Annotated in this window: 22 protein-coding genes and 1 pseudogene; 11 read left to right on the top strand and 12 right to left on the bottom strand. The window is 70.8% G+C overall.

The window, feature by feature from the left end; all coding sequences use genetic code 11:
* Positions 1-85: 85 nt before the first annotated feature.
* Entirely contained in the window at positions 86-790 is a 705-nt protein-coding gene (locus K338_RS0109095) for a dienelactone hydrolase family protein (protein ID WP_027286635.1), read from the bottom strand.
* Positions 791-966: 176 nt separating this feature from the next.
* Between K338_RS0109095 and K338_RS0109090 the strand changes: the two genes are divergently transcribed.
* Positions 967-2025: a winged helix DNA-binding domain-containing protein gene (locus K338_RS0109090; protein WP_022917862.1), complete on the top strand. Its 1059-nt coding sequence runs from the start codon at positions 967-969 to the stop codon at positions 2023-2025.
* 30 nt (positions 2026-2055) lie between these two features.
* Here the strand turns inward: K338_RS0109090 and K338_RS0109085 are convergent, their stop codons facing one another.
* A complete protein-coding gene (locus K338_RS0109085) occupies positions 2056-2682 on the bottom strand; it encodes a VOC family protein (RefSeq protein WP_022917861.1) in 627 nt (208 codons plus the stop codon).
* Between the two features lie 154 nt (positions 2683-2836).
* Here K338_RS0109085 and K338_RS0109080 point away from each other — a divergent pair, with 154 nt between their 5' ends.
* From K338_RS0109080 to K338_RS0109070, 3 genes are read left to right on the top strand one after another with little or no spacing between them, the layout of a single operon-like run.
* Positions 2837-3850 carry a zinc-binding dehydrogenase gene (locus K338_RS0109080; RefSeq protein WP_022917860.1) on the top strand — a complete coding sequence of 338 codons (1014 nt, stop codon included), beginning with the start codon at positions 2837-2839 and terminating at the stop codon, positions 3848-3850.
* Positions 3847-5415, top strand: a complete 1569-nt coding sequence (locus tag K338_RS0109075) for a class I adenylate-forming enzyme family protein (RefSeq protein WP_022917859.1) — start codon at positions 3847-3849, stop codon at positions 5413-5415. Before K338_RS0109080 ends, K338_RS0109075 begins: the two co-directional genes overlap by 4 nt.
* Positions 5412-5825: a PaaI family thioesterase gene (locus K338_RS0109070; protein WP_022917858.1), complete on the top strand. Its 414-nt coding sequence runs from the start codon at positions 5412-5414 to the stop codon at positions 5823-5825. Before K338_RS0109075 ends, K338_RS0109070 begins: the two co-directional genes overlap by 4 nt.
* Before the next feature lie 43 nt (positions 5826-5868).
* Here the strand turns inward: K338_RS0109070 and K338_RS0109065 are convergent, their stop codons facing one another.
* From K338_RS0109065 to K338_RS21555, 4 genes are all read right to left on the bottom strand, one after another.
* Complete coding sequence (locus tag K338_RS0109065; RefSeq protein WP_022917857.1) at positions 5869-6615, bottom strand: SDR family NAD(P)-dependent oxidoreductase; 747 nt, start codon at positions 6613-6615, stop codon at positions 5869-5871.
* Positions 6612-8117, bottom strand: a complete 1506-nt coding sequence (locus K338_RS0109060; protein WP_022917856.1) for a sodium:solute symporter family protein — start codon at positions 8115-8117, stop codon at positions 6612-6614. The genes K338_RS0109065 and K338_RS0109060 overlap by 4 nt, the downstream gene beginning before the upstream one ends.
* The gene (locus K338_RS0109055; protein ID WP_022917855.1) at positions 8117-8371 is read right to left on the bottom strand and encodes a hypothetical protein; all 255 of its coding nucleotides are present in this window, start codon (positions 8369-8371) and stop codon (positions 8117-8119) included. The genes K338_RS0109060 and K338_RS0109055 overlap by 1 nt, the downstream gene beginning before the upstream one ends.
* Before the next feature lie 103 nt (positions 8372-8474).
* Positions 8475-9506, bottom strand: coding sequence for an acetylxylan esterase (locus K338_RS21555; protein WP_022917854.1), 1032 nt, complete (start codon positions 9504-9506; stop codon positions 8475-8477).
* A 96-nt stretch (positions 9507-9602) separates the two neighbouring features.
* On the opposite strand from K338_RS21555, the gene K338_RS0109045 reads away from it, so the two are divergent.
* Positions 9603-11705 carry a S9 family peptidase gene (locus K338_RS0109045; protein WP_022917853.1) on the top strand — a complete coding sequence of 701 codons (2103 nt, stop codon included), beginning with the start codon at positions 9603-9605 and terminating at the stop codon, positions 11703-11705.
* A gap of 46 nt (positions 11706-11751) precedes the next feature.
* Here K338_RS0109045 and K338_RS0109040 read toward each other — a convergent pair whose 3' ends face one another.
* Positions 11752-12456: an LmeA family phospholipid-binding protein gene (locus tag K338_RS0109040; protein ID WP_022917852.1), complete on the bottom strand. Its 705-nt coding sequence runs from the start codon at positions 12454-12456 to the stop codon at positions 11752-11754.
* Between the two features lie 100 nt (positions 12457-12556).
* Between K338_RS0109040 and K338_RS21550 the strand changes: the two are divergent.
* A pseudogene (locus K338_RS21550) lies at positions 12557-13069 on the top strand (rRNA adenine N-6-methyltransferase family protein); the annotation flags it as partial.
* Positions 13070-13474: 405 nt separating this feature from the next.
* Here K338_RS21550 and K338_RS0109025 read toward each other — a convergent pair.
* From K338_RS0109025 to K338_RS21545, 3 genes are all read right to left on the bottom strand, one after another.
* Positions 13475-14167 carry a hypothetical protein gene (locus tag K338_RS0109025; protein ID WP_022917849.1) on the bottom strand — a complete coding sequence of 231 codons (693 nt, stop codon included), beginning with the start codon at positions 14165-14167 and terminating at the stop codon, positions 13475-13477.
* 101 nt (positions 14168-14268) lie between these two features.
* Entirely contained in the window at positions 14269-14919 is a 651-nt protein-coding gene (locus tag K338_RS0109020) for a biliverdin-producing heme oxygenase (RefSeq protein ID WP_022917848.1), read from the bottom strand.
* Between the two features lie 213 nt (positions 14920-15132).
* The gene (locus tag K338_RS21545) at positions 15133-15807 is read right to left on the bottom strand and encodes a TetR/AcrR family transcriptional regulator (RefSeq protein ID WP_022917847.1); all 675 of its coding nucleotides are present in this window, start codon (positions 15805-15807) and stop codon (positions 15133-15135) included.
* 280 nt (positions 15808-16087) lie between these two features.
* Here K338_RS21545 and K338_RS0109010 point away from each other — a divergent pair, with 280 nt between their 5' ends.
* From K338_RS0109010 to xdhC, 3 genes are read left to right on the top strand one after another with little or no spacing between them, the layout of a single operon-like run.
* On the top strand, positions 16088-17668 hold the full coding sequence (locus tag K338_RS0109010; RefSeq protein WP_211218208.1) for a xanthine dehydrogenase small subunit: 1581 nt from the start codon (positions 16088-16090) through the stop codon (positions 17666-17668).
* Positions 17665-20241 (top strand): xanthine dehydrogenase molybdopterin binding subunit, encoded by a 2577-nt coding sequence (xdhB, locus tag K338_RS21540; protein ID WP_022917845.1) that lies wholly within the window; start codon positions 17665-17667, stop codon positions 20239-20241. Before K338_RS0109010 ends, xdhB begins: the two co-directional genes overlap by 4 nt.
* A gap of 16 nt (positions 20242-20257) precedes the next feature.
* Entirely contained in the window at positions 20258-21070 is an 813-nt protein-coding gene (gene xdhC / locus K338_RS0109000; RefSeq protein ID WP_338100850.1) for a xanthine dehydrogenase accessory protein XdhC, read from the top strand.
* A gap of 9 nt (positions 21071-21079) precedes the next feature.
* Here the strand turns inward: xdhC and K338_RS0108995 are convergent, their stop codons facing one another.
* Positions 21080-21508: a (deoxy)nucleoside triphosphate pyrophosphohydrolase gene (locus K338_RS0108995; RefSeq protein ID WP_022917843.1), complete on the bottom strand. Its 429-nt coding sequence runs from the start codon at positions 21506-21508 to the stop codon at positions 21080-21082.
* A gap of 989 nt (positions 21509-22497) precedes the next feature.
* Positions 22498-22992: a pyridoxamine 5'-phosphate oxidase family protein gene (locus K338_RS0108990; protein WP_022917842.1), complete on the bottom strand. Its 495-nt coding sequence runs from the start codon at positions 22990-22992 to the stop codon at positions 22498-22500.
* Between the two features lie 106 nt (positions 22993-23098).
* Here K338_RS0108990 and map point away from each other — a divergent pair, with 106 nt between their 5' ends.
* Together map and K338_RS0108980 are read left to right on the top strand one after the other, a co-directional pair.
* Positions 23099-23866, top strand: coding sequence for a type I methionyl aminopeptidase (gene map, locus K338_RS0108985; RefSeq protein ID WP_022917841.1), 768 nt, complete (start codon positions 23099-23101; stop codon positions 23864-23866).
* 148 nt (positions 23867-24014) lie between these two features.
* Complete coding sequence (locus K338_RS0108980) at positions 24015-24695, top strand: hypothetical protein (RefSeq protein WP_022917840.1); 681 nt, start codon at positions 24015-24017, stop codon at positions 24693-24695.
* The last annotated feature ends 339 nt before the right edge of the window (positions 24696-25034 follow it).

Below are 25034 nucleotides of genomic sequence, written 5' to 3'. Positions count from 1 at the left end.
GCGTGCTCTTCGGTATCGCCCCGACGGGCCAGGTGTCGAACGCGCCGGTGGGGCGGCGGGCCGAGCGCCGGCCCGGTCCGAGGAATCAGGCGTTCTCGGCGCGGCCTAGGTGCGCTGCGAGGAAGGTGAGCGTGCGTTGCCAGGCGAGCGCGGACGCCCGCTCGTGGTGGAACATCGGCGACGGGTTGTCGAACGCGTGCCCTGCGGCGTCATAGGTGAAGAACTGCACCCGCCGGTTGCCCAGGGTGACCGCAGCACGGATCTTCTCCACCGTCTCCAGCGGGATGTAGTCGTCAGCGGTGCCGAAGTGGTGCAGGCTGGGGCAGGTCACCTCCCGGGCCAGCGGCAGCAGCGTGGGCAGCGCGGACCCGTAGTAGCTGACCAACGCGTCCGGCACAGCCTGTGCTGCCAGGTTGAACGCCAGGCCGCCCCCGTAGCAGAAGCCCAGGAGAGCTACCCGACCACCGGTCTCCGGGGCGGCGCGCAGCGCGTCCATCGCGGTGCGGGCGTCGGTGAGAGCCTCGTCCCACGGCAGCTCTCCGGCCAGCTCCATACCCTTGGCCAGGTCGTCCTCGCCGACTGCGGCATCCGGCAGCCGGTGGTACAGCTCGGGTGCGAAGACCACGTAGCCCGCCTCGGCGAGATCGCTGGCGCGACTACGTACGTAGTCGCTGACGCCGAAGATCTCCTGCAGCACCAGCACGCCAGGGCCGGTGCCGGACGGCGGCAGCCACCGGTGCACCGGCAGGTCGCCACTCTCGGTCGGAAGGTTCATGATGTCGCTGCTCACCCTGCCAGTCTGCCCGGGTCAGGCCGGTCGCGTCTTGCAGATGAGGACGGTGCGCATCTTGTCGTGCCTGCTGCGCCGCCCAGGCCAGGGGCGGTACCCGATGTCCGTCGCCCGGGACGGTCGAGTATCCGTACCTCGGGACGGTCGATGTCGGTGCCCGGGGCAATACTGGGCCGATGGTGCACAACCAGGAGCTCACCCTGCTCCGCATAGTCGCCCAACGCCTGGCCGGACCACGCTGGCAGACGCCCTCGGCAGCGGTGCGGCACCTGGGCGCAGTGCAAGCGCAGGACCTCACCGGTGCACTCACTTCGGTGGCGCTCCGCGTGCAGGGCGGCAGCAGCGAGGAGGTGCGCGCAGCGCTGGACCGCGGCGAGCTCGTGCGCACCTGGCCGATGCGCGGGACGCTGCACCTGGTGCCGGCTGAGGACGTGGGCTGGATGATGGCGATCACTGGTGATCGGATCGAGTCCGGGCTGCGTACCCGGCTGACCGAGAGTGGTATCGATGATGCTGCCCTGGCCAAGGCTGCCGCCGTGGCTGCCGAGGTGCTCGCCGACGGCCAGGCACTGACCCGTGCGGCCCTGATGGAGCACTGGGTGGCGGCGGGCCTTCCGGCGCAACGCCGCACCGCGTTGTTCGTGCTGCACGTGCTCTGCGGCGCTGGCCAGCTGGCGCTCGGTCCGATGGTCGGCACCGAGCAGCAGGTGGTGCACCTGCCCGACTGGGTGCCCAACGCCCGATCGTTGGATGCAGAGGAGGGGCTGACCGAGTGGGTGCGCCGGTACGCCCTCAGCCATGGCCCGGTGACCGAACGGGACGCCGCCCGCTGGCTGGGCCTGCCGCTGGGCCGTGTACGACCCGCACTGGCCCGCGCCGACGGACTGGAACGCCTCGACATCGACGGCGTGCGGCACTACCTGGATCCGGCCGTACCCGACCTGCTCGCCGAACACCGGCGGGATGCGCGCCGCCTGTTGCTGCTGCCCGGGTTCGACGAGCTCATGCTCGGCTACGGTGACCGCACCTTCGCGGTACCGCCGGCGCACCTGCACCGCCTGGTGCCCGGCGGCAACGGCGTCTTCCGCGCCACTGTGGTCAAGGCCGGCCGGGTGATCGGGCTGTGGCGCCGGGCAGGCACCCCGGCCCGACCGACGATCGATCCGGACCCGTTCACCGCGTGGGGGCCGCGGACCCGCGCCGGAGTGCAGCTCGCCTTCGAGCGGCTGCCCTGACTGCTGTCGTCTGCCTGCTCGAAGGCCTCGTCAGCCCAGGGTGACCTGACCCTGCGGGGTGGCCAGCACGACCTCCATCCGGAAGGCCGGTCCCGGGCGGAGCTCGACCAGGTCGAGAGCCCCGACGGCGGTCAGGGCCGCGCGTACCTCGCTCACCTGAGGATGTTCGAGCTGGATGGCGGTCAGTGCCACCGCCGGCAGCGTCATGGACGGGTGTGGGCTGTCCTGCCAGTCGATGAGGAACGGCACCGCACCGTCGAACCCGCCCTCGGGCGGGGTCAGTCGCCAGGAGAGCCGTGTGCCGTCCGGGGTGATCCGGGACATGGCCGCCACCGGGCCCGGGTCGTACCCGTCCGCCCGCGCGGAGCTGACCAGTCGGTCGATGTTCGGGGTACGCACGGCCCACCCGACCAGTGTCGGGCCGGACACCTCGTCCACCCGCAGCGGGCGCGGCTGCTCCGGTTCGCCCTGGTCCGGGTCAGGGCCGAGCAGCTCCAGGTAGCGCCCACCACCCAGGCCGAGCAGCGCGTTCGCCGTCCCGCGAGCCTCGTGGCTGCCACCTGGTGTGGAGGCAACACCGGTGAGCTCCTCGACCTCCCGTTGCAGCGCATCCAGGTCCGGTCCGGCATAGACGAGGTGATCGAGCTCGATGGGCATGTATCGACTGTACGCGTCGTCGGCGGGCGGCCGCGGCGGCGCCACGGGTCCACGGTGTGAGCCGGCTGCTACTGCTCTCAGGGTGCGTGAGAAGGTAGCACCGGCTCGGCTGTCAGCCGACCTTGCCCTTGCCCGACCGAGATGAGGAGTTCGGATGGAGACCGTGCCGTCATCCAGCCCCGAGGAGCAGATGCGCGCCGCGCTGATCGTGGAACGAGGCGGCCCCGAGGGGCGCATCGTCGCCGAGCACCCCGTACCCGGCATGGGGCCGGAGGACGTGCTCGTGCGGGTGCGGGCCTGCTCCCTGAACCACTTGGACGTGTTCGTGCGCAAGGGCGTCGCTGGTGCGCACCTGCCGTTGCCGCACATCTCCGGCGGGGACATCGCCGGTGAGGTGGCTCGTCGTGGCAGTGACGTGACCGAGGTGCAGGTCGGTGACCGCGTGCTGATCGATCCACTGGTCGCGGGGAAGGCCCTGGGTGAGGACCTTCAGGGCGGGCTGGCCGAATACGCTTCTGTGCCCGCAAAGAACTGCATCCCGCTGCCGGACAGTGTCGACTACGTCCGCGCGGCGGCGCTGCCCATCGCCTACGGCACCGCGCGCCGGCAGCTCATCACCCGCGGAGGCCTCCAGGCGGGGGAGACGGTCGCCATCCTCGGCGCCGCGGGCGGGCTTGGCACCGGTGCCGTGCTGATCGCCAAGGCCATCGGCGCGCGCGTGATCGCCTGTGCGAGCTCGGCCGCCAAACGTGACCGTCTGCAGGAGCTCGGCGCCGATATCGTCATCGACTCCAGCGCCGAGGACTGGGGCGGGCAGATCTGGGCGGCCACCGGCAAGCAGGGCGTCGACCTCATGGTGGACAACACCGGCGCAGCCACCTGGCAGTCCTCGATCCGTGCCACCAGGCCAGGCGGCCGAGTGGTCACCTGCGGGGCGACGAGCGGCTACGAGGTCACCCAGTTCCAGCCCTACGTCTGGGTGCGTGAGCTCGATATCCGCGGCAGCAACGGCTGGCGCCGAGAAGACCTCGAGGCGCTCCTCGACATGGTCGCGGCCGGCAGCCTGGAACCAGTGGTCGACCGGGTGCTCGGCCTGGACGAGATCCGAGAGGCGGAGCGGCTCCTGGAGGACCGGGTGGTGTTCGGGAAGGTGGTCATCACCCCGTGACCGGTGTGGAGAACAACCTCGCCGTGCGCCTGCTGGCCGGTGCTGACGAGCACCCGGACCGGCCGGCGATCCGGCAGGGCGAGGAGGTCATCTCCTACCGACAGCTGGCAGACCGGGTGCGCGGCACCGCGCGGCTGCTGCGCACGGCTGGCGTGCGACCCGAGGACCGGGTGGCGCTGCTGTTCGGCAACCACCACCGATTCATCGAGGGGCTGCTCGCGATCCTGTGGACCGGTGCTGTTGCCGTTCCGCTGAACACGCGTGCGGGCAGGACGGCGCTGCGGCACGTGATGGCTGACGCCGATCCGGTGCTGCTGCTTGCCCAGGACCGACTGGCCGACCGCGCCGTCGAGCTGACCGCTGGCGGACCGGACATCCTGCTCGCTGACGCCGGCGGCTGGTCCGCTGAGCCACCGGCCGGTGCCCCGGCTGCCGACGATCCCCACCCGGTCGCCGCCCAGGACGTGTGCCTGCAGCCCTATACCTCCGGTTCGACCGGCTCACCGAAGGGGTGCCTGCTCACCCACGGCGGGCAGCGTTGGAACGCCAGCACCGTCGCGCAGGTGTGGCAGCTCGGTGCCGACGACCGTGGACTGGTCACGGCGCCGCTGTACCACAAGAACGCCATGATCTGCGTGGTGAAGCCGCTGCTGCTGGTCGGTGGCACGATCGTGATCGGCCGCGGGCCGGAACCCGCCGGCATCCCTGCAGAAGTTGCCCGGCACCAGTGCACCTACACCACCGGGGTGCCCGCCACCTACGAGATGCTGCTGGCCAGTGGGGAGCAGCACCGCCACGACCTCAGCTCGCTGCGGTTCGTGATCTGCGGTTCCGCACCGCTCTCCGACACGCTCGGCCGCCGCTTCGCCGAGGGTCTCGGAGCCCCCGTGATCGAGGCCTACGGGCTGACCGAGGGCGGTCCGCAGGTCCTGATGAACCCGCGCACCGACGCCCCGCGGTACGGGCTGGCCGGGCGGCCGCTTCCCGGCTGCCAGGTGCGGTTGCTGGAACCGGGGGTGCCGACCCCGGAGCGCGTCGCCGAGCAGGCGGAGGTCACTCCCGGAGCTGCCGGTGAGCTGTGGGTGCGCAATCCCGGGGTGACCCTGGGCTACCACCACCTCCCGGAGGTCACTCGGCAGCGGATCTCCGCCGACGGATGGCTGCGCACCGGTGACCTGGCACAGGCCGCAGGAGAGGGCTACCTGCGGGTGCTCGGCCGCGCAGACGACATGATCAACGTCGGCGGGGAGAACGTCTACCCGCTCGAGGTGGAGAAGCTGCTCGCGACAATGCCTGGGATCGGGCAGGTGGCGGTGGTGCCGGTGCCGCACGAGCGCAAGGGTCAGGTGCCGGTGGCGTTCGTGGTCGCAGACGATCTCACCGAGGACCAGGTCAAGCAGTTCGCTCTGCAGCGCGGCGCCGCCCACGCCCACCCCAGGAGGGTGTGGTTCGTCTCGGAGCTGCCGCTGGGGGGCACCGGCAAGGTCGACTACGCCCAGCTGTCCACCCTGGCTGAGGAGAAGTACGCAGCTGGTGCATCCCACCCGAAGGAAGGAACACGATGACCATCGACCGTGCCGATCTCGACCGCCTGCTCACCACACCCGCCTACCACCGCTGGCTCGGGCTCGAGCTGGTCGAGGTGACTCCCGGCACCGTGACCATCGGGATGGACTGCCGGCCCGAGATGACTGCGGACACTGCCGGCAGCTATGTGCATGGCGGGCTGCTCGCCACGCTGCTGGACATCGCCGCGGACTTCGCTCTGGTCAGCGAGGTCGGGGTCGGGTTGCCGACGATCGACCTGCGGGTGGACTACCTGCGGCCCGCGCGCCCGGGCGACCGGTTGCTGGCCACCGGGTCCGTGGTCCGCCGGGGCCGTACCCTCGGTGTCGCCGACGCGGTGGTGGTGCGGGAGGGCGACGCCAGGCAGCTCGCCGTCGGACGGGGTGTGTACAGCACGGCGGTCGGCTGACTCGCAGGCAGCCCGACGCGGGTTCTCAGTGGTGACCCGGGGCTCAGCGTCCGACCAGACCGGCTCCACCGTCCACCGGCAGCACCGCCCCGGTGATCCACGCAGCTTCGCTCGAGAGCAGGAACGCGACAGCGGCGGCGACGTCCGCTGGCCGGCCGACACGACCGAGCGGGTACTCCTCGCCGCGGCGCACCACGAGCTCGGCGTAGTCATCGGCAGCCATCCCGCCGGTGACCCAGATGCCGGTGTCCACCAGCGACGGGCGCACCACGTTCACCCGTACCGGGGCGAGCTCGAGCGCCAGCGCGCGGCTGAACGCCTCCACGCCACCCTTGGCCGCGGCATACGCGCTGGCCCCCGGCTGCGGCTGGGTGGCGATCGAGGAGCTGACCGTCACCACCGCTCCACCGGCCTGCTGCAGCGCCGGTGCGAACGACCGACAAGCATGTATCGTGCCGAGCAGGTTCACCTCCACCTGCCGCCGCTGCTGCTGCGCGGAGGTCTCGACCAGGCTGCCCCTGCTGACGGCGCCTGCGCAGGTCACCAGGGCTTCCACCCGGCCATGTCTGGTGCGGATCTGCTGGGCGGCCGCCTCCAGACCGTCCGCATCGGTGACGTCCACCTCGAGCTCCTCGTCCGGCCGCCAGCCGTCGTCGGCGGAGCTGTGACCGCGGGCCAGGCTCACGACACGGAAACCGTCGGCGCTGAGTCGTTGCCCCACTGCCCAGCCGATGCCGGCAGAACCGCCGGTGACCACGGCGACCGGTCCCGGCTGGTGCTGCGTGCTCATGACCGCGCCCCGGTGGTCGCGGGTTCCTCGAACAGTGCGAAGTGCCGGTCCACGTGCTCCCGTGCCGGCGGCCGGGTGGCCAGGCTGACCACCACCAGCAGCAGCACGCCCACGACCGCGGCGAGCATCGCCGGGTGCCAGCCGCCCAGCGGCACCGGCAGCCACCCCTGGTCGAGGCTGATGAACAGCACCTCGGAGACCACCATGGAGACGACCGCACCGGCAGCGGTGGCCCGCCGCCAGTAGAGGCCGGCCAGCAGCGTCGGGAAGATCAGGAACACTGCCGGCCAGGTGATGGCCACGATGATCCCGATGATGCTCTGCGGGCCGAAGAAGGCCACCAGCAGCCCGCCACCGACCAAGAGCGGCAGCATCACCCGGGTGGTCAGGGTCAGGCTCCGGTCGAGCGCGGCGCCGGTGGAGCCCCGGCGCTCCATCACCGGTCGGACGTGCTCCTTGGCCACGATCGAGCTCAGGGTGAGTACGATCGAGTTGGCGGTGCTGCCGGTGGCGGCGATGATCGCCAGGATCGCCAGCAGCAGCAACCACTGCGGCAGCACCTCCATGATCATCGCCGGGTAGATCGACTCCGGATTGGGGAAACCTGGCCGGGTGGCGACCCCGACCATCGCGATGTAGAAGCAGCAGATGTAGACCAGCGCGGTACCCACGGGCAGGGAGATCGCGATGAACTTCAGCGTCGAGTGGCTCCGCGCCGCCATCCATCGTTGCTGCAGCTGCGGCATGGTGAAGTGCGCCGCAGCGAAGATCACCAGCACCGAGACCAGGTACTGCAGGCTGAACAGCCCGTCCCCGCCCGGGTTGGACAACAGCTCCGACTGTTCCCCGACAGTGTCCATCAGCTCGGTGAAGCCGCCGGTCTGGGTGAACACCAGGATCAGCATGGCGACGGCGAGCAGGACGTACATCATCGCCCCTTGCACCACGTCGGTCCAGACCACCGACCGGAACCCGCCGCTCATCACGTACAGCGTCACCACCACGGCCAGGAACACGGCGCCGGCCCAGTAGGGGATGCCGCCCTCGGTCACCGCCTCGAGGGTCAGCCCGCTGCCCCGGAACTGGGCGCCCATGTACGGGACCAGCGCCACGATCACGATGAGCCCGGCCACCAGACCCACAGCGCGGGAGGCATACCGGTCGGAGAGGTACTCGGTGATGTTCACCAGGCCGTAGCGCCGTGCGACCAGCCAGATCCGTGTGCCAGCGAAGTAGATGATCGGGCCGACCGCCGCAGTGGTGGCGACCTGGATCCAGGCGCCGATGCCGTTGGTGTAGAACTGGCCGGTGATCCCGAAGTAGCTGAACGCGCTGAACAGCGTCGCCGTCACCGTGAAGAACGCCGGGAGCTTGTTCAGCTTCCGGCTGCCGAGCACGAAGTCCTCCATCGTGTTGCTGGTGCTCCGGTTGCCGAGATAGCCCAGGTACACCAGCAGCAGCGAGAAGACGATCAGCGCGATCCACATGGCCGCGTTGGACATCAGCGCTGCACCTCCTGGCCGCCGGACCGCCCGGCCTGCTCGTCGACGAAGCGCTGCACGATGGCGGCATACGGGTCCCACCGGTAGCAGATCCAGGCCACGTAGGCGATGAACGCTGCGACCCACACGATCCAGGCGAACAGTGGTGCCGGGATGACTCCGAGGATGATCGGTTCGGGCGTGTGCTCCGGCCACGGGTAGACCATCAAGGCGGCGAGCAGCACGCCGAGGATCAGTGCGATCGTCCTGTGCATGCGCCGTCCATCAGAACGGGGTGTGCTCATGGGGGTGAATCCTTCGAGACTGCGGGCCCGGGGCCGGGTGGCTGACAGTTTGCTGCACCTCGTGTGCGCGCCGCTACCCTGGGACGCTGCTGACCAGCTGGTGGACACCGCGCCACCACACGGCCCCGTCAGCCGTCTCCTGCGGGTACGTCTCGTGCCCGGCGGCCAGCACCTGCAACCGGGCACGCTCACCGGTGGCGCCGCGGGCGGCGTTGTGCACGGCGAACTGCCCGGGCGGGGGCACCGCCGGATCCCACAGGGCGCACGCCATCAGCGTCGGGACGGTGAGGAAGCCGGCAGCGGTGGCCGCGTCGAAGTAGCGCAGCACCTCCCGTGCCCGCGGGTGCAACGACACGTGCTCCCGGACCCGTTCACCGCTGCCGGTGCACGGCAGGTGCAACCGCAGGTCGTACTGGCCGAAGCTGGGCACCCGCAGCGCGCCGGCCACGAACCGGGAGTCCCACGGCAGCGCCAAGGCGCCCTGCCCGCCGCCGAAGCTGCCGCCGACGAACACCAGCGGCAGCTCGCCGACCAGCTCGGTCAGCGCACTCCCCGCACACCACACGTCCGCTGCGCAGCCGCCGAGCACGTAGCTCTCCCGAGACTCGATGCCCTCCAGCACGTGCCCGTCGGTGGGCCGGCGCACCTGCGGCATCAGGCTCACCGACGGCAACCCGCGTGCCACCGGGAAGATCACTGCGGCATCATCCGGGATGCCGGCGAGCTCGGGCTCCTCCCGGCCGCCGTAGCCGTGGCTCACCACCACGCCCACCCGCGCCGGCTGCTGCGTCGGCAGTGCCACCCAGCCGCCGAGCCGTAGCCCGCCAAGACTGGTGAAGTCCACGCGGTGCACGGTGTGCGCCGGGGCGGTCATCGGGTATCCGGCCAGCTCCGGTGCCGGCGCCACCTGCCGTGCCTGGGCATGCAGACCCCGCCAGAAGTCGGCGAAGTCCTCCGGTGGCTGGGGAGCGCTGACCTGCAGCAGCCCATCCAGGTCGTAGCCGTAGGTGGCATCCATCGGCGCGCCGGGGAACCACTGCTCGAACGGTGGTCGAGAGCGCTCCGGGCCGCTGCGGGTGCCCTGGTCGGCGGTCGCGGTCGTCATGGGACTCCTTCCAGTCTGCCGCAGGGCACCCTAGCGAACTCGGACAGCAGACCCCATCTGCTGGGCGAGGTGCCGCCGTCGTGATAGGACGACAGGATGACCGACACCACAGCCACTCCCGACGACCAGGCGACCCCGGGACCGACCCCGTTCCACGACCTGGACGCCTACATCGCCCTGCCGCGGCTCACCTCCCTGGCCCTCAGCCCCGCTGGTGACCGTCTTGCGGTCGCCGTCTCTGCGCTGAACGAGGACAAGACCAAGTACCTGACCGCGCTCTGGCAGGTCGACCCGACCGGGACCACACCGGCCCACCGCCTCACCCGCGGACTGACGGGGGAGTCCGCCCCGGCGTTCACCGCCGATGGTGACCTGCTGTTCGTGGCCAAGCGACCCACCGACGGCGTGGCCGAGGACGACGCCAAGCCGGCGGTCTGGTTGCTGCCCGCGACCGGTGGCGAGGCGCACCAGGTGGCCACCCGGCCCGGCGGGGTGGACGCTGTTCGAACCGCCCGGGAGGCCGCCACGGTGCTGGTCACTGCGGACACGATGCCCTCGGCCACCGGCCTGGCCAGCGAGGAGCAGCTGCTCGAGGCGCGCAAGACCCGATGCGTCTCCGCGATCCTGCACTCCGACTACCCGGTGCGGTTCTGGGACCACGACCTGGGCCCGGCGGCACCCCGACTGTTCACCGGTGACCTGCCCGGACGTGCCGCCGGCGTGGTGACCGGACAGACCGAGGGGAGCTCCGCCGTCGACCTGCGCGACCTGACCCCGGCCGCCGGCAAGGCGCTGATCGAGAGCTCGGCGGACCTCAGCCCGGACGGCAGCACAGTGGTGACGACCTGGTCGGTGCCCACCGGGCAGGGGGCGGTGCGCTCCCGGCTGGTGCACATCGACGTGGCCACCGGGGAGCAGCGTGTGCTCGCCGACGACCCCGACGCGGAGCTGTTCGAGCCGCGGATCAGCCCGGACGGGCAGCTGGTCGCCTACCTGGTGGAGAGCCTGTCCACCCCGGACGAGGCGCCTACGGTCACCCTCCGGGTGAGCCGGCTGGACGGCTCCGAGACCCGCCAGGTCGCCGCGGACTGGGACCGGTGGCCGGCGAGCCTGGTCTGGCTGCCGGACTCGACCGGGCTGCTCGTCGTTGCCGACGACGGCGGTCGCGCCCCGGTCTTCCACCTCACCCTGGCAGGTGGGGTGCGCAGGCTCACCCACGACGATGCGGCCTACTCCGGTGTGGTCGTCGCCCCGGACGGGCGCTGCGCCTATGCACTGCGGGCGTCCTACGCGCACCCGGCCGAGGTGGTCCGCCTGGACCTGGACGCGGGTGCGGCCACGGTGACGGCGCTGCCGGGGCCGGTCTCCCGGCCGGAGCTGCCCGGCACGCTGCGCGAGGTGAGCACCACCACGGACGACGGCACACCGGTGCGCGCCTGGTTGGCGCTGCCCGAAGGCGCTTCCGCAGAAGCGCCGGCGCCGCTGCTGCTCTGGATCCACGGTGGTCCCTTGGGGTCCTGGAACTCCTGGAGCTGGCGTTGGTGCCCGTGGTTGCTGGTCGCCCAGGGGTATGCGGTGCTGCTGCCGGACCCGGCGCTGAGCACCGGCTACGGCCAGGAGTTCATCCAGCGCGGCTGGGGCGAGTGGGGCAAGGCGCCGTTCACCGACCTGATGGCGATCACCGATGCGGCCGAGGAGCTGGCGGAGATCGACGGCAGCCGCACCGCGGCGATGGGCGGTTCCTTCGGTGGCTACATGGCCAACTGGGTGGCCGGGCACACCGACCGGTTCGACGCGATCGTCACCCACGCCAGCCTGTGGGCCCTGGACGGCTTCGGCTCCACCACCGACGCGGGCTACTTCTGGCGTCGGGAGATGACGCCGGAGATGGCGCTGGCCAACTCCCCGCACCTGTCCGTGGCGCAGATCGTCACCCCGATGCTGGTGATCCACGGGGACAAGGACTACCGGGTGCCGATCGGGGAGGGGCTGCGGCTCTGGTACGAGCTGCTCAGCTCGTCCGGGCTGCCCGCCGACGCCGAGGGTCGCACCGCGCACCGGTTCCTGTACTTCCCGGACGAGAACCACTGGATCCTCACTCCGCAGCACGCGAAGGTCTGGTACCAGGTGGTGACGGCGTTCCTCGCCGAGCACGTGCTCGGCCAGCCGGCGCCGGAACTGCCGGAGGTGCTGGGCTGAAGGTCGGCGGTGGCGAGGTAGAGGGGACGCTCCCGTACTGGTCGGGTCACCTGGTTCCGAGGTCGTCCAGCACCACCTCGGTGCCGGTCACAGTGACTCGGAGACCGCCGTCGACGACCTCGATGGCACTGGGCGAGAGTCCTTCCGGCAGTGCGTTGGTCGGTACCGCCAGGCTGCCGATCACCTCGTCGACGGTACCGGGCAGGTGGGTCAGGTCGAGCTGCACACCGCCGAGAGTGAGCTCACGCGGTTCGAGGTAGAGGGCGCCGTCGCGGACCACCGGGTCAGCAGTGGCGCGCAACGTGCTACCGAGGACGGTCAGCTCGGCGACCAGCCGGCCGTCGGCCACGTCCAGCTGGAGCGTGTCGGGAACGGCGTCCACCCGGGCGAGCAGGTGCTGCAGCGTGGCCACCGGAAGCGTCCCGGTGACCGTCAGCCGGTCTAGGGTGCGTGGCTCGTCCACGCTCACCCCGGTGCCGGTCCCGGTGACGTCGGTGATCACCAGGTCCTGCAGCTGCACCTGGTCCGCCTGGACCCGGATCTCGTCCAGAGAACCGCTGATCACCTGCGGGAAGAACAACCCTCCGGTGATCTCGGTGTGCACGCCCTGTCCCGCGGCGGCGGTCGCGAGCTCCTCGCTGATGTTCTGCTCGATGCGGTGCGCAGCGTATCGGTCGACCCCGTAGCCGAGCACCAGCAGGATCACCAGGACCAGGACGGTGCCGAGAGTGACTTTCGCGCCGCGAGACATGGGCACACGGTAGCTGGCGCGGCTGAGACGAAATTCCGTGGACCACCCCGGCCGATGCTTCCTACTGTGAGCGCCATGGGTATGTTCATGGTGATGCGCCGTGTCCGGCTCCGGGCAGCGGCGCTGGGGGTGGCACCGGCTCCGGCCGTCCTGGGCTGACCGGGTAGTCCGGGCTGCCGAGGTGCGCCCCGGGGATACTGTGCTGGACCTGGGCGCCGGTACCGGTGCGCTGACCCGACCGCTGGCGGCCGGTGCGGGCCATGTGCTCGCCGTCGAGCTCCATCCACGGCGGACCGAGCAGCTGCGCGAGGCGATGGCGCGCCACCGGGTGGTCACCGTGGTGCAGGCCGACGTGCTCCAGGTACCGCTGCCCCGCCGCCGGTTCCGAGTGGTGGCGAACCCGCCCTATGCGATCGCTGCCGAGCTGCTCTGCCGGCTCACCGCCCGGGACGTCGCGCTGGTGCGCGCCGACCTGGTGCTGCCCCGGTGGATGGTGCAGCGCTACCTGCGCAGGCCGCCCCGCGGGTTCCGGGCCGAGCTCGGGATGCACCTACCGGCTGCGGCGTTCACACCGGCGCCCCGGGCGGACTCCGCCGTGCTGGTGCTGCATCGGGCCCAGCCGCTGCGGCGGCAGGATCGTCGGCATCGCTCTCGGGGTGCGCGTTCTCGGGGTGCGCGCTCCCCCGATGGTCGCTCGCCAGGCGGCCGCGGCTAGCCTGGCCGGGTGGTGCGACTGGTGCTGATCAACGGGGCGCTGGCGAGCGGGAAGTCGACGCTCGCCCGCCGACTGGCCGAGGAGCGTGCTCTCACGCTCGTGCTCGATCGAGATGCTCCGCACCCGGCCAGCCACGCGGTACGTGCGCACTCGCACCGGCGATGTGGACGGAACGTACGCCGAGCTGCTCCGGGTGCTGACCTGAACGGCGCTGGTGGGAACACCCTTGGCGCACTCGAACCTGCGCACAGAGTGGTTTCGACGAGTGGCAGGTGTTCCAACCTGAATGCGGGGGCGGGTCGGTCAGGCGGGCCGGACCTTCTCCGGGTCGACCTCGAGCCACACCGAGCGGGCCTGGGCGAGCAGCCGGCGACCGGAGTAGAGCGCGGTGCCAGCAGTGTGCTTGCGCCCCTCGCCACCGGTCCGCCAGGACATCACCACACACTCGGCGCCCACTGCCGGCAGCCCGCTGATCTGCGCGGTCATCGTGCCCAGCACCATCGGCCGCCCACCCACTCCGAGCGCCCAGCCGCCCGGGCAGTCCAGCGCGGACCAGACGATCTCGCCGGTCACCTCCCGGGGCAGCCAGGCCGCGGCGAACGTGTGCTCGGCGACCGGCCCGGGGCGTAGGCACAGGGCGTCGTCCGGGTCGCGCTCGGTGCCGCAGGAGAAGCAGGTAGGGAACGGGTGCTCGGTCAGCCCCGGGTAACGCTCACCGGCTGCGAGCGCCTCGGTGTAGGAGACGGGCGCTGGGCCGGGGTCGTCGGTGATCGGCTCGGCCGGGCCGGCCTGGGCGATACGCACGGCCTGGTCCAGGAGCACGGTGGAATCGCCGTCCCGCTCCAGCTGCAGGACCTTGTCCAACGGCGGGGGACTGGACAGCCGTACGGAGGCTGCGCCGTCGACATCGGCATAGGCGACCAGCCGTCCGCTCACCCAGCCACCGTTGCCCGACTCCGGAGGCCCGCAGAAGCGGGCCGGCACCACGAACTCCATGGCGACAACGTACGCCAGCGGAGGGTGCGGGCACGAACCGGCGCCCGGAGCACGTGGTGAGCGACGGCCGGGCGTCCGGACCCCGGGTGATGGGCGAGCGGTCAGGCGGCAGGGCGGAACTGGCGCCCAAGCTCGACGAACACGGCCTCGTTGTACCGGAACGCGGCTCGTGCTTCGGCGACCAGTCGCTCCCGGCCGCCCTGGTCCAGCGGCAGCTCGTCCAGGGCGGTGCGGTAGGCGGCCTTGTACGGCGGGATCTTGGCGATCTGGGTGAAGGTGTAGAACGCGAGCCCGTCCTCGCCCATGCCGTAGTGCCGCTGCATCATCCGCTTGATCGCCTGCCCACCGGAGAGGTCGCCCAGATAGCGGGTGTAGGCGTGTGCGGCATAGCCGGCCAGGTCGTCCAGGGTGTGCAGCCGATGGACGTACTCCTCGGTGCTGGCCAGCACTGGGGGAGCCTCACCGCCCCCGGTGAGCGTGCGGAGGTCCTCGGCCAGCACCGCGGTGCGCTCCAGCTCCGGTCGGACCAGGGCATCAGCTCCCGGTTCGCCGGCCACCCGCCGGCCGAGATCCTCCAGGGCGGCGTAGATCGCCTGGTGCTGTGCCGCCAGAGCGGTGAATGCTGCGATCGACAACCGCCCAGCCATCAGGTCGGTGACGAACGCGGTGGTCTCTGCGCGGGTGTGCGCCTCCTGGGTCGCTCCCTTCAGGAGAACGCTGACAGGTGCGCTCGGCAGGGCGGTGACGGACATGGGACCTCACGATCAGTTGCTGACACGGTGTCGTGACACGATGTCAGCACCCTAGGTGAGGTTTGGCTAACCTGACAAGCCCCTCCAGCTTATTGTGCGACGAGAGTGTGGCGAAAATCCACTTCCGGTCGTACGGAGGTGCTCGATAGGCGGGCACCGGCCGCGCTCCGGCGATGGTCTGACCGCGGCGCTCAGGCGATGGCGTGCCCGCTGTCAGGCAATCGTGAGCGTGCGGGCTGCCTCGAGAGCCTGCAGGTCCTCACGCGGATCGATCTCGGCGGTCGGCGTGGTGGGTGCCGGACGCAGCCCTACGGCCCGCAGCACGAACGCCTCGGTGGCTTCGACCGCGCGCTCGCGTTCCGGGCCGGCCTCCGGGTGGATCCGCCCGGACAGGCAGGCGTTGATCAGCGGCACCACGGCCTCGACGTCCTGGTCGGGCAGCCGCCCGGTCGCGATCCCGTGCTCGAGGATCTCGGTGAGCAGCGCGGTCACCTGCGTCACGTGCTCGCGCAACCGTGCCTGCGTGCCGGACGAGACCACGCTGCGCAGGTCCGGGCCGGGGGCGAGGTGATACACCGACTTCAGGTTGATCTGCTCGCGGACGTAGACCCGCAGCTGCTCCTCGGGGTCGTGCACGTGCTCCAGCGACTCGGCGAGCGCCTGGACGTACTGCCGGGTCTCGTGCTCGATGAACCCGAGCAGCACTGCCTCCTTGTCCGGGAAGTGGTTGTACACCGAGGTGCGCCCCACGCCGGCGCGTGCGGCGATGTCAGCCATGCTGACGGCGTCGAAACCGGTCTCGGCCATCAGCTCCGAGAGGGCGGTGAACAGCTTGGTACGGACGCGTTCACGATGCTCGGCAAGGGTCGAGCCGATGATCTTGGGCACGAGCCGAGTATCTCATTTCGTGACGGAAGAGTCGAATCAGTCGTGAAGAGCGAGGACGCCTCGGCGAGCGCACTTGGCTTTCGACATGCGAAAACCAAATATCGCGCGAAATGGTGCGTCCTGGGTTACTCTGGGCCTTGCGTACAGGCGTACGCACTCGGATGGGTGTGACTCTCACTCCGCAACGAACCCAGTTCGGACGCGTAACGAGGCGCAGGCCTGTTCCGACCCATCAGGTCGGAGGCGCAGCAGTGCACAACAGGAGTGAGGAGTCACGACGATGCAGTCACCCATGATGCAGACCGCCACACCGCAGGGTTCCGGTGCACAGGCGCCAACGGTCCTGATCAACGGCGCACGCCGCAGCCTGGCGGACGTCCCGCCATATCTCTCCCTGCTGGACTGGCTCCGGGACCTCGGCCTCACCGGGGCGAAGGAGGGCTGTGCTGAGGGTGAGTGCGGCGCCTGCGCTGTGCTGGTCGCCCGCCCCGGAGTCGAGGCGGCCACCGAGTGGACACCGCTGAATGCCTGCCTGGTCCCCGCCTGGGCGGTGGCCGGTGGTGAGGTGGTCACGGCAGAGGGACTGGGTACTGCGCAGAACCTGCACCCGGTGCAGCGGGAGATGGCGATGCGCGGTGGCTCGCAGTGTGGCTACTGCACCCCCGGTTTCGTCTGCTCGATGGCCGGCGAGTACTACCGACCCAGCCGGGTCGTCAGCGGTGCTGGGGCCGCTGGGTCCGCCAGCGGTGCTCCCCACGGCTCCGCCGCTGGCGCGGCGGGCGAAGGAACTCAGCTCGGGCCCTGCAGCAGTGGCGGCTGCTGCAGCCCCAGCCAGGAGAGCGGCCCGAACGGCTTCGACCTGCACGCGCTGAGCGGCAACCTGTGCCGCTGCACCGGCTACCGCCCGATCGCCGACGCCGCCTACGCGTTGGGCACACCGGACACCGAGGATCCGCTGCGCCGCCGGATGGACGCCCCGCCGCCAGCTGGTACCCCGGCGGCGGTCACGGTGGGTGGACAGCACCTGCTCCGCCCCGCCGACCTGGCCGAAGCGTTGGCGGCGCTCGCCGCGCACCCAGACGCCCAGGTGGTGGCCGGTGCCACCGACTGGGGTGTCGAGGTGAACATCCGCAGCCGCCGCGCCGCCACCACCATCCTCGTCGACCGCCTGCCCGAGCTGCGGGAGTACGAGGTGGGCACCGATGAGATCCGGCTCGGCGCAGCGCTCACCCTCACCGAGATCGAGCGCCGCCTGGCCGGTGCGGTCCCGCTGCTGGACGAGCTGTTCTGGCAGTTCGCCTCCCGGTTGATCCGCAACAGTGCGACGCTGGGCGGCAACCTCGGCACCGGCTCCCCGATCGGGGACGCGCCGCCGGTGCTGCTCGCCCTGGACGCGGAGATCGAGCTGGTCTCGACCGCTGGCCGGCGCCGGGTGCCGCTCGCCGAGTACTTCACCGGCTACCGGCAGAGCGTCAGAGCCCCCGAGGAGCTGATCGCCGCGATACTCATCCCCAAGCCCCTGGCCCCCGTGACGGCGTTCCACAAGATCGCCAAGCGCCGTTTCGACGACATCTCCAGCGTGGCGCTCGCATTCGCGCTGGAGATCACTGACGGCGTGGTCCGCCGGGCGAGGATCGGTGCCGGTGGTGTAGCAGCCACCCCGATCCGGGCCATGGCATGCGAGGACGCGTTGGTCGGTGCCCCGTGGCAGCTCGACACTGTGGAGCAGGCCGCACAGATCCTCGCCGCGGAAGGCACTCCGATGAGCGACCACCGCGCCAGCGCTGAGTACCGCGCCGCGATGCTCGGCCAGGCGCTGCGCAAGCTCTATGCACAGACCCAGCAGGAGGTAGAAGCATGAGCGCCCTCGCACAGCGCCCCACCGACCCGGTCGTGGGCCGTCCCGAACCGCACGAGTCCGCTGCGCTGCACGTGACCGGCACGGCGCTGTACACCGACGACCTGGTCGGGCGCACGAAGAACGTGCTGCACGGCTACCCGGTGCAAGCCACCTGCGCGCACGCCCGGGTAGAGGTGCTGGACATCACCGCTGCCGAGCAGGTGCCCGGTGTGGTCAAGGTGCTCACCGCCGTCGACGTGCCGGGCAACAACGACGGCAACGAGCACGAGGACGAGCCGGTCTTTCCCGACGAGGTGCAGTACTACGGCCAGGCCGTGTGCTGGGTCCTCGGGGAGACCCTCGAGGCCGCCCGGCTGGGTGCCGAGGCGGTGCAGGTGCGTTACACCGAGCTGCCCAGCCTGGTCAGCCTGGCCGATGCGATCGAGGCCGACTCCTACCAGGGACCGACCCGGCACATGCAGCGCGGCGACGTCCACGCAGCGTTCGCCGAGGCCGCGCACGTGTTCTCCGGTGAGCTCGACTTCGCCGGGCAGGAGCACTTCTACCTGGAGACGCAGGCGGCCCTGGCCTACCAGGACGAGGCCGGGCAGATGTTCGTGCAGTCCAGCACGCAGAACCCCACCGGTGCCCAGCACGTGATCGCCGACCTGCTCGGCCTGGACGCTGGCATGGTCACCGTGCAGAGCCTGCGGATGGGCGGTGGCTTCGGCGGGAAGGAGACCCAGTCGAACCACTACGCCGGCGTCGCGGCGCTCGGCGCGGCCGTCACCGGCCGCCCGGTGCGGGTGCGGCTGAACCGCACCCAGGACCTGACCATGACCGGTAAGCGGCACGGTTTCCGCATCCGGTGGACCATCGCCTTCGACGACGACGGGAGGATCCAGGCCTACCAGGCCGACCTGGTCGCCAACGGCGGCTGGAACCTCGACCTGTCCATCCCGGTGGTGGACCGGGCGGTGATCCACTCCGACAACGCCTACTACCTGCCGAACGCGGACCTGACCGGCCGCATCGCCCGGAACAACGTCACCTCTCAGACCGCCTTCCGCGGCTTCGGCGGACCACAGGGCATGCTCGGCATCGAGGACGCCATCGGCCGGTGCGCCCCGCTGCTGGGCATCCCGGCGCACGAGCTGCGCCGGCGCAACCTGTACCAGCGCGGGCAGACCACCCCGTACGGGCAGGAGGTGGAGCAGGCACCCCGGCTGCACGCCGCGTGGCAGCAGGTGCTCGACAGCGGCGAGTTCGACCGACGCAGCCGGGAGGTCGCCGCATTCAACGACGCCCACCCGCACACCAAGCGTGGGCTGGCGATCACCCCGGTGAAGTTCGGCATCGCGTTCGGGCAGGGCGTGATGAACCAGGCCGGGGCGCTCGTGCTCGTCTACCGGGACGGCTCGGTGCTGGTCAACCACGGCGGCACCGAGATGGGCCAGGGCCTGCACACCAAGATGCTGCAGGTGGCCGCCACCACGCTGGGGGTGCGCCGGGACCGGGTCCGACTCGCACCGACCCGCACGGACAAGGTGCCGAACACCTCGGCGACCGCCGCCTCCACCGGTGCCGACCTCAACGGTGCTGCGGTGAAGGACGCCTGCGAGCAGATCCGGGACCGGATCGCCGTGGTGGCGGCCCAGGAGCTCGGTGTGCACCCGCAGGACCTGGTGTTCGCCGGCTCCGAGGTCTACGCCCGCGGCGGCCGTGGACCGCACCTGGCCTGGGAGGACCTGATCGCCAAGGCTTACGAGCAGCAGGTGCAGCTGCACGCGGCCGGCTTCTACCGGATCTCCGGTCTGCACTGGGACGCCGAGACGATGCAGGGCCACCCGTACAAGTACTTCGTGCACGCCGCCGCGCTCGCCGAAGTGGAGGTGGACGGCTTCACCGGGGCCTACTCCACCCGCCGGGTGGACATCGTCTACGACGCCGGAGACTCGCTCTCCCCGATCGTGGACCTGGGACAGATCGAGGGCGGGTTCGTCCAGGGTGCCGGCTGGCTCACGCTGGAGGACCTGCGCTGGGACACCTCCGACTCCGAGAACCGGGGTCGGTTGGCCACCCAGGCGGCGAGCACCTACAAGCTGCCCAGCTTCTCCGAGATGCCGGGCGAGTTCAACGTCTCGGTGCTCACCGATGCCACTGAGCACGGCGCCGTATACGGCTCGAAGGCCGTCGGTGAACCACCGTTGCCGCTGGCGATCTCGGTGCGCGAGGCGCTGCGGCAGGCCGCGGCAGCGTTCGGACCGGACGGGCTCAGCCTGGACCTCGGCTCCCCGGCCACCCCGGAGGAGGTCTACTGGGCGGTGCAACGCGCCCGGGCGGCGCTGGCCGAGCCGCACCTCGCGCAGTCGGCAGCCCAGCGCGGGGACGGCGCCGTGGTGGGCCTTCGCCCCGGTGAGACGGTCCGCCCCCTGGCGCCCTCCGTCGTCGGTATGGCCGGGAACGGCCAGAACGGTCACGGGGACCAGACGACCATCGACACCGGCCCTGCCGACCAGGACGGTCCGGTGATCGAGCGGCTCCCGCTGGAGGCGACTGCACCGGCCGGTCGCCGCGCGGAGAAGCACCCGTAGGGGCCCGATGCAATGGATGACGGCGCTCGCGCACCTTCGCCACCACCGGTCCCCGGGGGTGCTGGTCACCCTGGCGCAGGTGCGCGGGCACTCCCCCCGCCCCGCCGGGGCGAAGATGGTCGTGGGGCTGGACCAGGTCTGGGACACCATCGGCGGCGGCAACCTCGAGGCGGTGGCCATCGACGCGGCCCGGGAGATGCTGCGCACCGGCGGCACCAGCCCCGAGCTGCTGCACGTGTCGCTGTCGGACAAGGCGCCGCTGCAGTTCGGCGTGCAGTGCTGTGGCGGTGAGGTGACCGTGCTGCTGGATCCGATCGGCGTCTCGGGCGCGGTGGCGGTGTTCGGTGTCGGGCACGTGGGCCTGGAGCTGGCCCGCATCCTGGCCCGGCACGACGTGGACCTCACGCTGGTGGACTCCCGGGCCGAGCAGCTCGCCGAGGAGCGCCTGGCGGTGCTCGCCGATGCCCTCGCCCAGGTGCATGTGCGGCACGAGCCGCTCACGCCGGAGCGGGTGATCGCCGACCTGCCGCCCGGTGCGCACGTGCTGGTGATGACCCACGACCACGCCGAGGACCTGGCGATCTGCGACGCCGCGCTGCGCGCCGACCACCTGGGCAGCATCGGGCTGATCGGCTCGAGCGCGAAGTGGGCGCGGTTCAGCCGGGCCCTGACCGCCGAGTACGGGCACGAGCGCAGCGAGCTGGACCGGATCACCACTCCGATCGGCCGTGCGGACATCGCCGGGAAGGAGCCGGCAGTGATCGCCCTGAGCGTGGCTGCTGACCTGGTGGTGCGGATGCAGGGTGAGGTCGGCGCGCACCAGGAGTAGCGGTGCCGCTCAGCCCCTCGCGCCGAGCAGGTTGCTGACCGCGTCCACGATCGGTAGGTCAGGTTCCAGCCAGGGCACCTGGTACAGGTCGCTGACCGGCAGCCAGCGTAGCTCGTCGTGGTCAGCGAGCGGGGCGGGCATGCCATCGACGATCTGCACGAACCAGATCCGCATCGCGTGACCGTGCAGGATCGGCCACTGCTGGCCCTGCGCCGGCCGGATCTCCGCACCGAGCAGCACGCGGACGCCGAGCTCCTCGGCCAGCTCCCGGTGCAACGCGTCCTCGGCGGCCTCGCCGGGCTCCACCTTCCCGCCGGCGAACTCCCACTGGCCGGCCAGCGACTTCGGTGCGCTGCGCCGAGCAGCGAGCAGCTCAGTGGGCCGGTGCAGGTCGTCGACGATGGCACCGGCCACGACCAGACGACGAGGGGAGGACATGGGGCGATGCTACCGGGGCGTGATCCACAATTTTTGTCCACATCCCTGTGCACAACGGGCATCTTCGCAGGTCAGCCTGTGGAGGAGGATGTGCGTAACCTGCGGCCAGAAATTGCTTCGCAGAACCCCTTGCAAAGTGTGAGCCGGGTCACTACAAAGGAGTCATCGAGTTCACCAGCTCGATCGCAACCGAAGGGTCAGCACCCTGGGATGCGGGTCCGATATCGCAGGCACGATGCCCTGGGGGCGACTCCACGGTAGTAGTCGGCGAAGACGGATCGGCAGCTCGGGACCGTGCCGACGCTCACGGGGCGGTCGGACCGCGCGGTAGGCAACTACAGCGCGAGGCGGCTTTGGGAGAGCCAGTGGTGCACCGAGGTCCAGGACCGAGGCGTCGGAGCAATCCGAGAGGCGCGGGCCCAGACCGGAGCGCACACCGACACTGATCTCCCACCGCACGGACCGGGGACGCCTGGGACGTGCACCCGCAGGGACCGTGGAGAGATCCGCAGCTTCTGCACCGTGTGCCAGCCGGGACGCTGGGTGGCAGCACAACCGCGTTGGTGGGATCGTGTTCGACCGGACTCCACCGGTGGCCGCGACTGAACACGAACGGGTGCAGCTCGCGGGGACCAGGATGGGTCCGCACCGTGATGGCCCGGCCGAACCGCTCTCGAGGAACGCACCCCGCGTGCGGGCGCTGCGGGCGGACATCCACCGTTCACCGTCCTCGGGACAGAGCAAGGCCCCTCGGATCCCTAGTCCGAGGGGCCTTCGCTCTGTGCCGATGGTCCGGTAGGGCTCCCGGCACTGCCAGTGGGCGTTCTCATGATTGCCGACGGCGGAGCTCACCTCGCGCAACGACGCGCACCCGGGCAGAAGTTTCCGCAGTAATCTGCCGGCGACCGGGTGCCGGGTGCGAGGAAGGTCACCCCCGACCCGGCCGGTCCGGCAGACCGGTCCCGGACAGGCCGTTCTGGACAGGGCTGTCAGTCGGCAGAGTTCGCGTACCCGACCAACCAGGTCAGCTCGGCGCGGTAGAGCCGCACGTCCGGACCCCAGGTGGTCGGGTCCGAGCCGTAGTGCGCGGCCCAGTGTGCGATGGTCTCGGCGTACTGGGCATCCATCGGCCGGAGCTGGTGTGCGTATCCGTGGGAGAAGATGCCGCACCGCTCACCGTCCACATAGGCCAGGCTCACAGCGGGTCGGGCCGCGAGGTGCCGCGCCTTGATCGAGGCGCCGGCCGTACCGAAGGTCCACGTGCCGTGCAGGAAGTGGCCGTCGACGGCGCTGATCCGGGGTTCTCCGGCGGCGGTCACAGTGGCGAGGCTGAGCACTCGCATCCCCGTGGTCGCGGTGAGGACCCCGGCTGCGTCCAGCCGCCGGTCGCCGCTGACGATGTCTCTCAGGTGCGCGCTGGCACCGGTGTAGGACCGGTCCATCAGCTCGTGCAGGGCAGTGATCTCCTCCGGTGTCTCCAGCATGTCCTCGACGCTACCGAGCGGTATCAGCGCGGTGCTTGACCGTTCTTGCTCTGTGCGAGGCCTGCTGAGCCGTCGGAGTCGGGCCGCACCCGGTTAGGCTAGGCAGGTGATCGAACTGAAGACTCCTACCGAGATCGAGGAGATGCGCCCGGCGGGTGCCGTCGTCGCCAGCGTCCTGGCGGCGCTGGCTGACGCTGCCGACGTGGGGGTCAGCCTGCTCGACCTCGACGCGCTCGCCCACCGGATGATCCGCGAGGCCGGCGCCACCTCCTGCTACATCGACTACCACCCCTCGTTCGGCGCCAGCCCGTTCGGCAAGGTGCTGTGCACGTCGGTGAACGACGCTGTGCTGCACGGGTTGCCGCACGACTACCGTCTCAAGGACGGCGACCTGCTGTCCGTCGACTTCGCGGTGAGCGTCGACGGCTGGGTGGCCGATGCTGCCCGCAGCATGATCGTGGGCACCCCGCGCGCGGAGGACCAGCGCCTCATCGCGGCCACTGAGCAGGCGTTGGCGGCGGCGATCGACGTGGCGAAGGTCGGCAACCGGATCGGCGACATCTCCGCGGCGATCGGCGCAGTGGCGCGCGAGCACGGTTACCCGGTGAACACCGACTTCGGTGGCCACGGTGTGGGCCGGACGATGCACGGTGAGCCACACGTACCGAACAACGGGCGCGCCGGGCGCGGTCTGCCGTTGCGCCCGGGCCTGGTGATCGCCATCGAGCCCTGGTTCATGGCCGGCACCGACAAGATCTTCACCGACCCGGACGGCTGGACGCTGCGCAGCGTGGATGGTTCCCGTGGCGCACACAGCGAGCACACGGTCGCGATCACCGCTGACGGCCCGGTGGTGCTGACCGCCGCATCCTGACCCCGGCGTCCTGATCCGGCGCAGTCCCGGGCGCCCAGGGTCTGGCAGATCTCCTGGGTGCGCGCAGCCCGAGGGTTCGCGGTCTCCTCTGGCGTCCGGAGCGGAACAGGCGGATAATGGCTCGATACCCCTGCGGAGGTGTCGACGAATGACTGCCACAGCACCGATGATGATGCCGATGCTCGCCCGCGGACGGCACCGGAGCCCCCGACGCGGCGCGTGCTTCATGGAGCTGGCCTCCTACCTGGCCGGCGAGACCTGGACGGACAGTCCGGCCTGCACGGACGAGTCCCTGGCGCACCTGGCTCGGCTGGTGAACGACCTGAGCTCCAACGACGCCCGACCGAGGCTCTCGCCGATGATCCCCTCGGTGATCGGGCTACGCGGCCTGGGCGCGGGCTTCGCTGACGAGGTTGCGCTGATCGCGGCCGTGCACGCGCTGCCGATCGCCGCCCAGGAGCGGCAGCGGGGGATCGCAGTGGGTGTGCTGCGCATCCTCGGCGAGGTGGGCGACTACGACAGCCAGGCGCACGACGTGTGGAAGGCCAGCGCTCGCACGCTGCTCCGCCAGCACTACGGAATCGAACGCTGGGCCCGGGAGTTCGTGGACCGGATGGGCCTGGTCAGCAGGGACCGCTCCGCGACCGGTGCGATGACGGAGATCGCGACGCGGGGAATCGCCGAAGCGTGCGTGTCCGACCCGGACGATCGGCTCTGTGAGCTGCTCCGTGCGGCGATCGCCTGGGCGCACGAGTGCGCCGGCGCGAACCCCGCTCTGGTGCCCGAGCTGCAGCCGCAGCACTGGACGGCAGTGGTGCGACCCGCCTGAGGCCCGGCAGTCCACCGGTGGGCGATGCGGCCCAGCCGGGGGACCGATGATGCACCGGTCACGTGGACCGGTGGTCCGTCTGGACGGGTTGGCAACAGACTCGTGAGTCCCGCCACGTGCGGCTCGCTGCGTCTACACTTCGACCGAAAATATCGGCGCATCGCTTCGGCAACGCGTCGAAACGGTCCAGTTTCGCTCGTGCAGCACTTCCGATCTTGACGGGAACGACGATTATCCTTACGGTATGAAGCGATTCGACGATATCGGGGCAGATATCGAAACGTTCGATGCACAAGGAAGTGGGATGCATGACTGACCCGTCAAGCAGTGCGGTCGCTG

Source organism: Ruania albidiflava DSM 18029 (assembly GCF_000421225.1).
GTDB classification, from domain to species: domain Bacteria; phylum Actinomycetota; class Actinomycetes; order Actinomycetales; family Beutenbergiaceae; genus Ruania; species Ruania albidiflava.
This window is presented reverse-complemented; position numbering and strand designations above follow the sequence as displayed.

Bases quoted from the DNA above. Each gene is read 5' to 3' on its own strand.
- K338_RS0109090 (WP_022917862.1), top strand. From the start codon at position 967: ATGGTGCACAACCAGGAGCTCACCCTGCTCCGCATAGTCGCCCAACGC.
- K338_RS0109085 (WP_022917861.1), bottom strand. From the start codon at position 2,682: ATGCCCATCGAGCTCGATCACCTCGTCTATGCCGGACCGGACCTGGAT.
- K338_RS0109080 (WP_022917860.1), top strand. From the start codon at position 2,837: ATGGAGACCGTGCCGTCATCCAGCCCCGAGGAGCAGATGCGCGCCGCG.
- K338_RS0109070 (WP_022917858.1), top strand. From the start codon at position 5,412: ATGACCATCGACCGTGCCGATCTCGACCGCCTGCTCACCACACCCGCC.
- K338_RS0109065 (WP_022917857.1), bottom strand. From the start codon at position 6,615: ATGAGCACGCAGCACCAGCCGGGACCGGTCGCCGTGGTCACCGGCGGT.
- K338_RS0109060 (WP_022917856.1), bottom strand. From the start codon at position 8,117: ATGTCCAACGCGGCCATGTGGATCGCGCTGATCGTCTTCTCGCTGCTG.
- K338_RS0109055 (WP_022917855.1), bottom strand. From the start codon at position 8,371: ATGCACAGGACGATCGCACTGATCCTCGGCGTGCTGCTCGCCGCCTTG.
- K338_RS21555 (WP_022917854.1), bottom strand. From the start codon at position 9,506: ATGACGACCGCGACCGCCGACCAGGGCACCCGCAGCGGCCCGGAGCGC.
- K338_RS0109045 (WP_022917853.1), top strand. From the start codon at position 9,603: ATGACCGACACCACAGCCACTCCCGACGACCAGGCGACCCCGGGACCG.
- K338_RS0109040 (WP_022917852.1), bottom strand. From the start codon at position 12,456: ATGTCTCGCGGCGCGAAAGTCACTCTCGGCACCGTCCTGGTCCTGGTG.
- K338_RS0109025 (WP_022917849.1), bottom strand. From the start codon at position 14,167: ATGGAGTTCGTGGTGCCGGCCCGCTTCTGCGGGCCTCCGGAGTCGGGC.
- K338_RS0109020 (WP_022917848.1), bottom strand. From the start codon at position 14,919: ATGTCCGTCACCGCCCTGCCGAGCGCACCTGTCAGCGTTCTCCTGAAG.
- K338_RS0109010 (WP_211218208.1), top strand. From the start codon at position 16,088: ATGCAGTCACCCATGATGCAGACCGCCACACCGCAGGGTTCCGGTGCA.
- xdhB (WP_022917845.1), top strand. From the start codon at position 17,665: ATGAGCGCCCTCGCACAGCGCCCCACCGACCCGGTCGTGGGCCGTCCC.
- xdhC (WP_338100850.1), top strand. From the start codon at position 20,258: ATGACGGCGCTCGCGCACCTTCGCCACCACCGGTCCCCGGGGGTGCTG.
- K338_RS0108995 (WP_022917843.1), bottom strand. From the start codon at position 21,508: ATGTCCTCCCCTCGTCGTCTGGTCGTGGCCGGTGCCATCGTCGACGAC.
- K338_RS0108990 (WP_022917842.1), bottom strand. From the start codon at position 22,992: ATGCTGGAGACACCGGAGGAGATCACTGCCCTGCACGAGCTGATGGAC.
- K338_RS0108980 (WP_022917840.1), top strand. From the start codon at position 24,015: ATGACTGCCACAGCACCGATGATGATGCCGATGCTCGCCCGCGGACGG.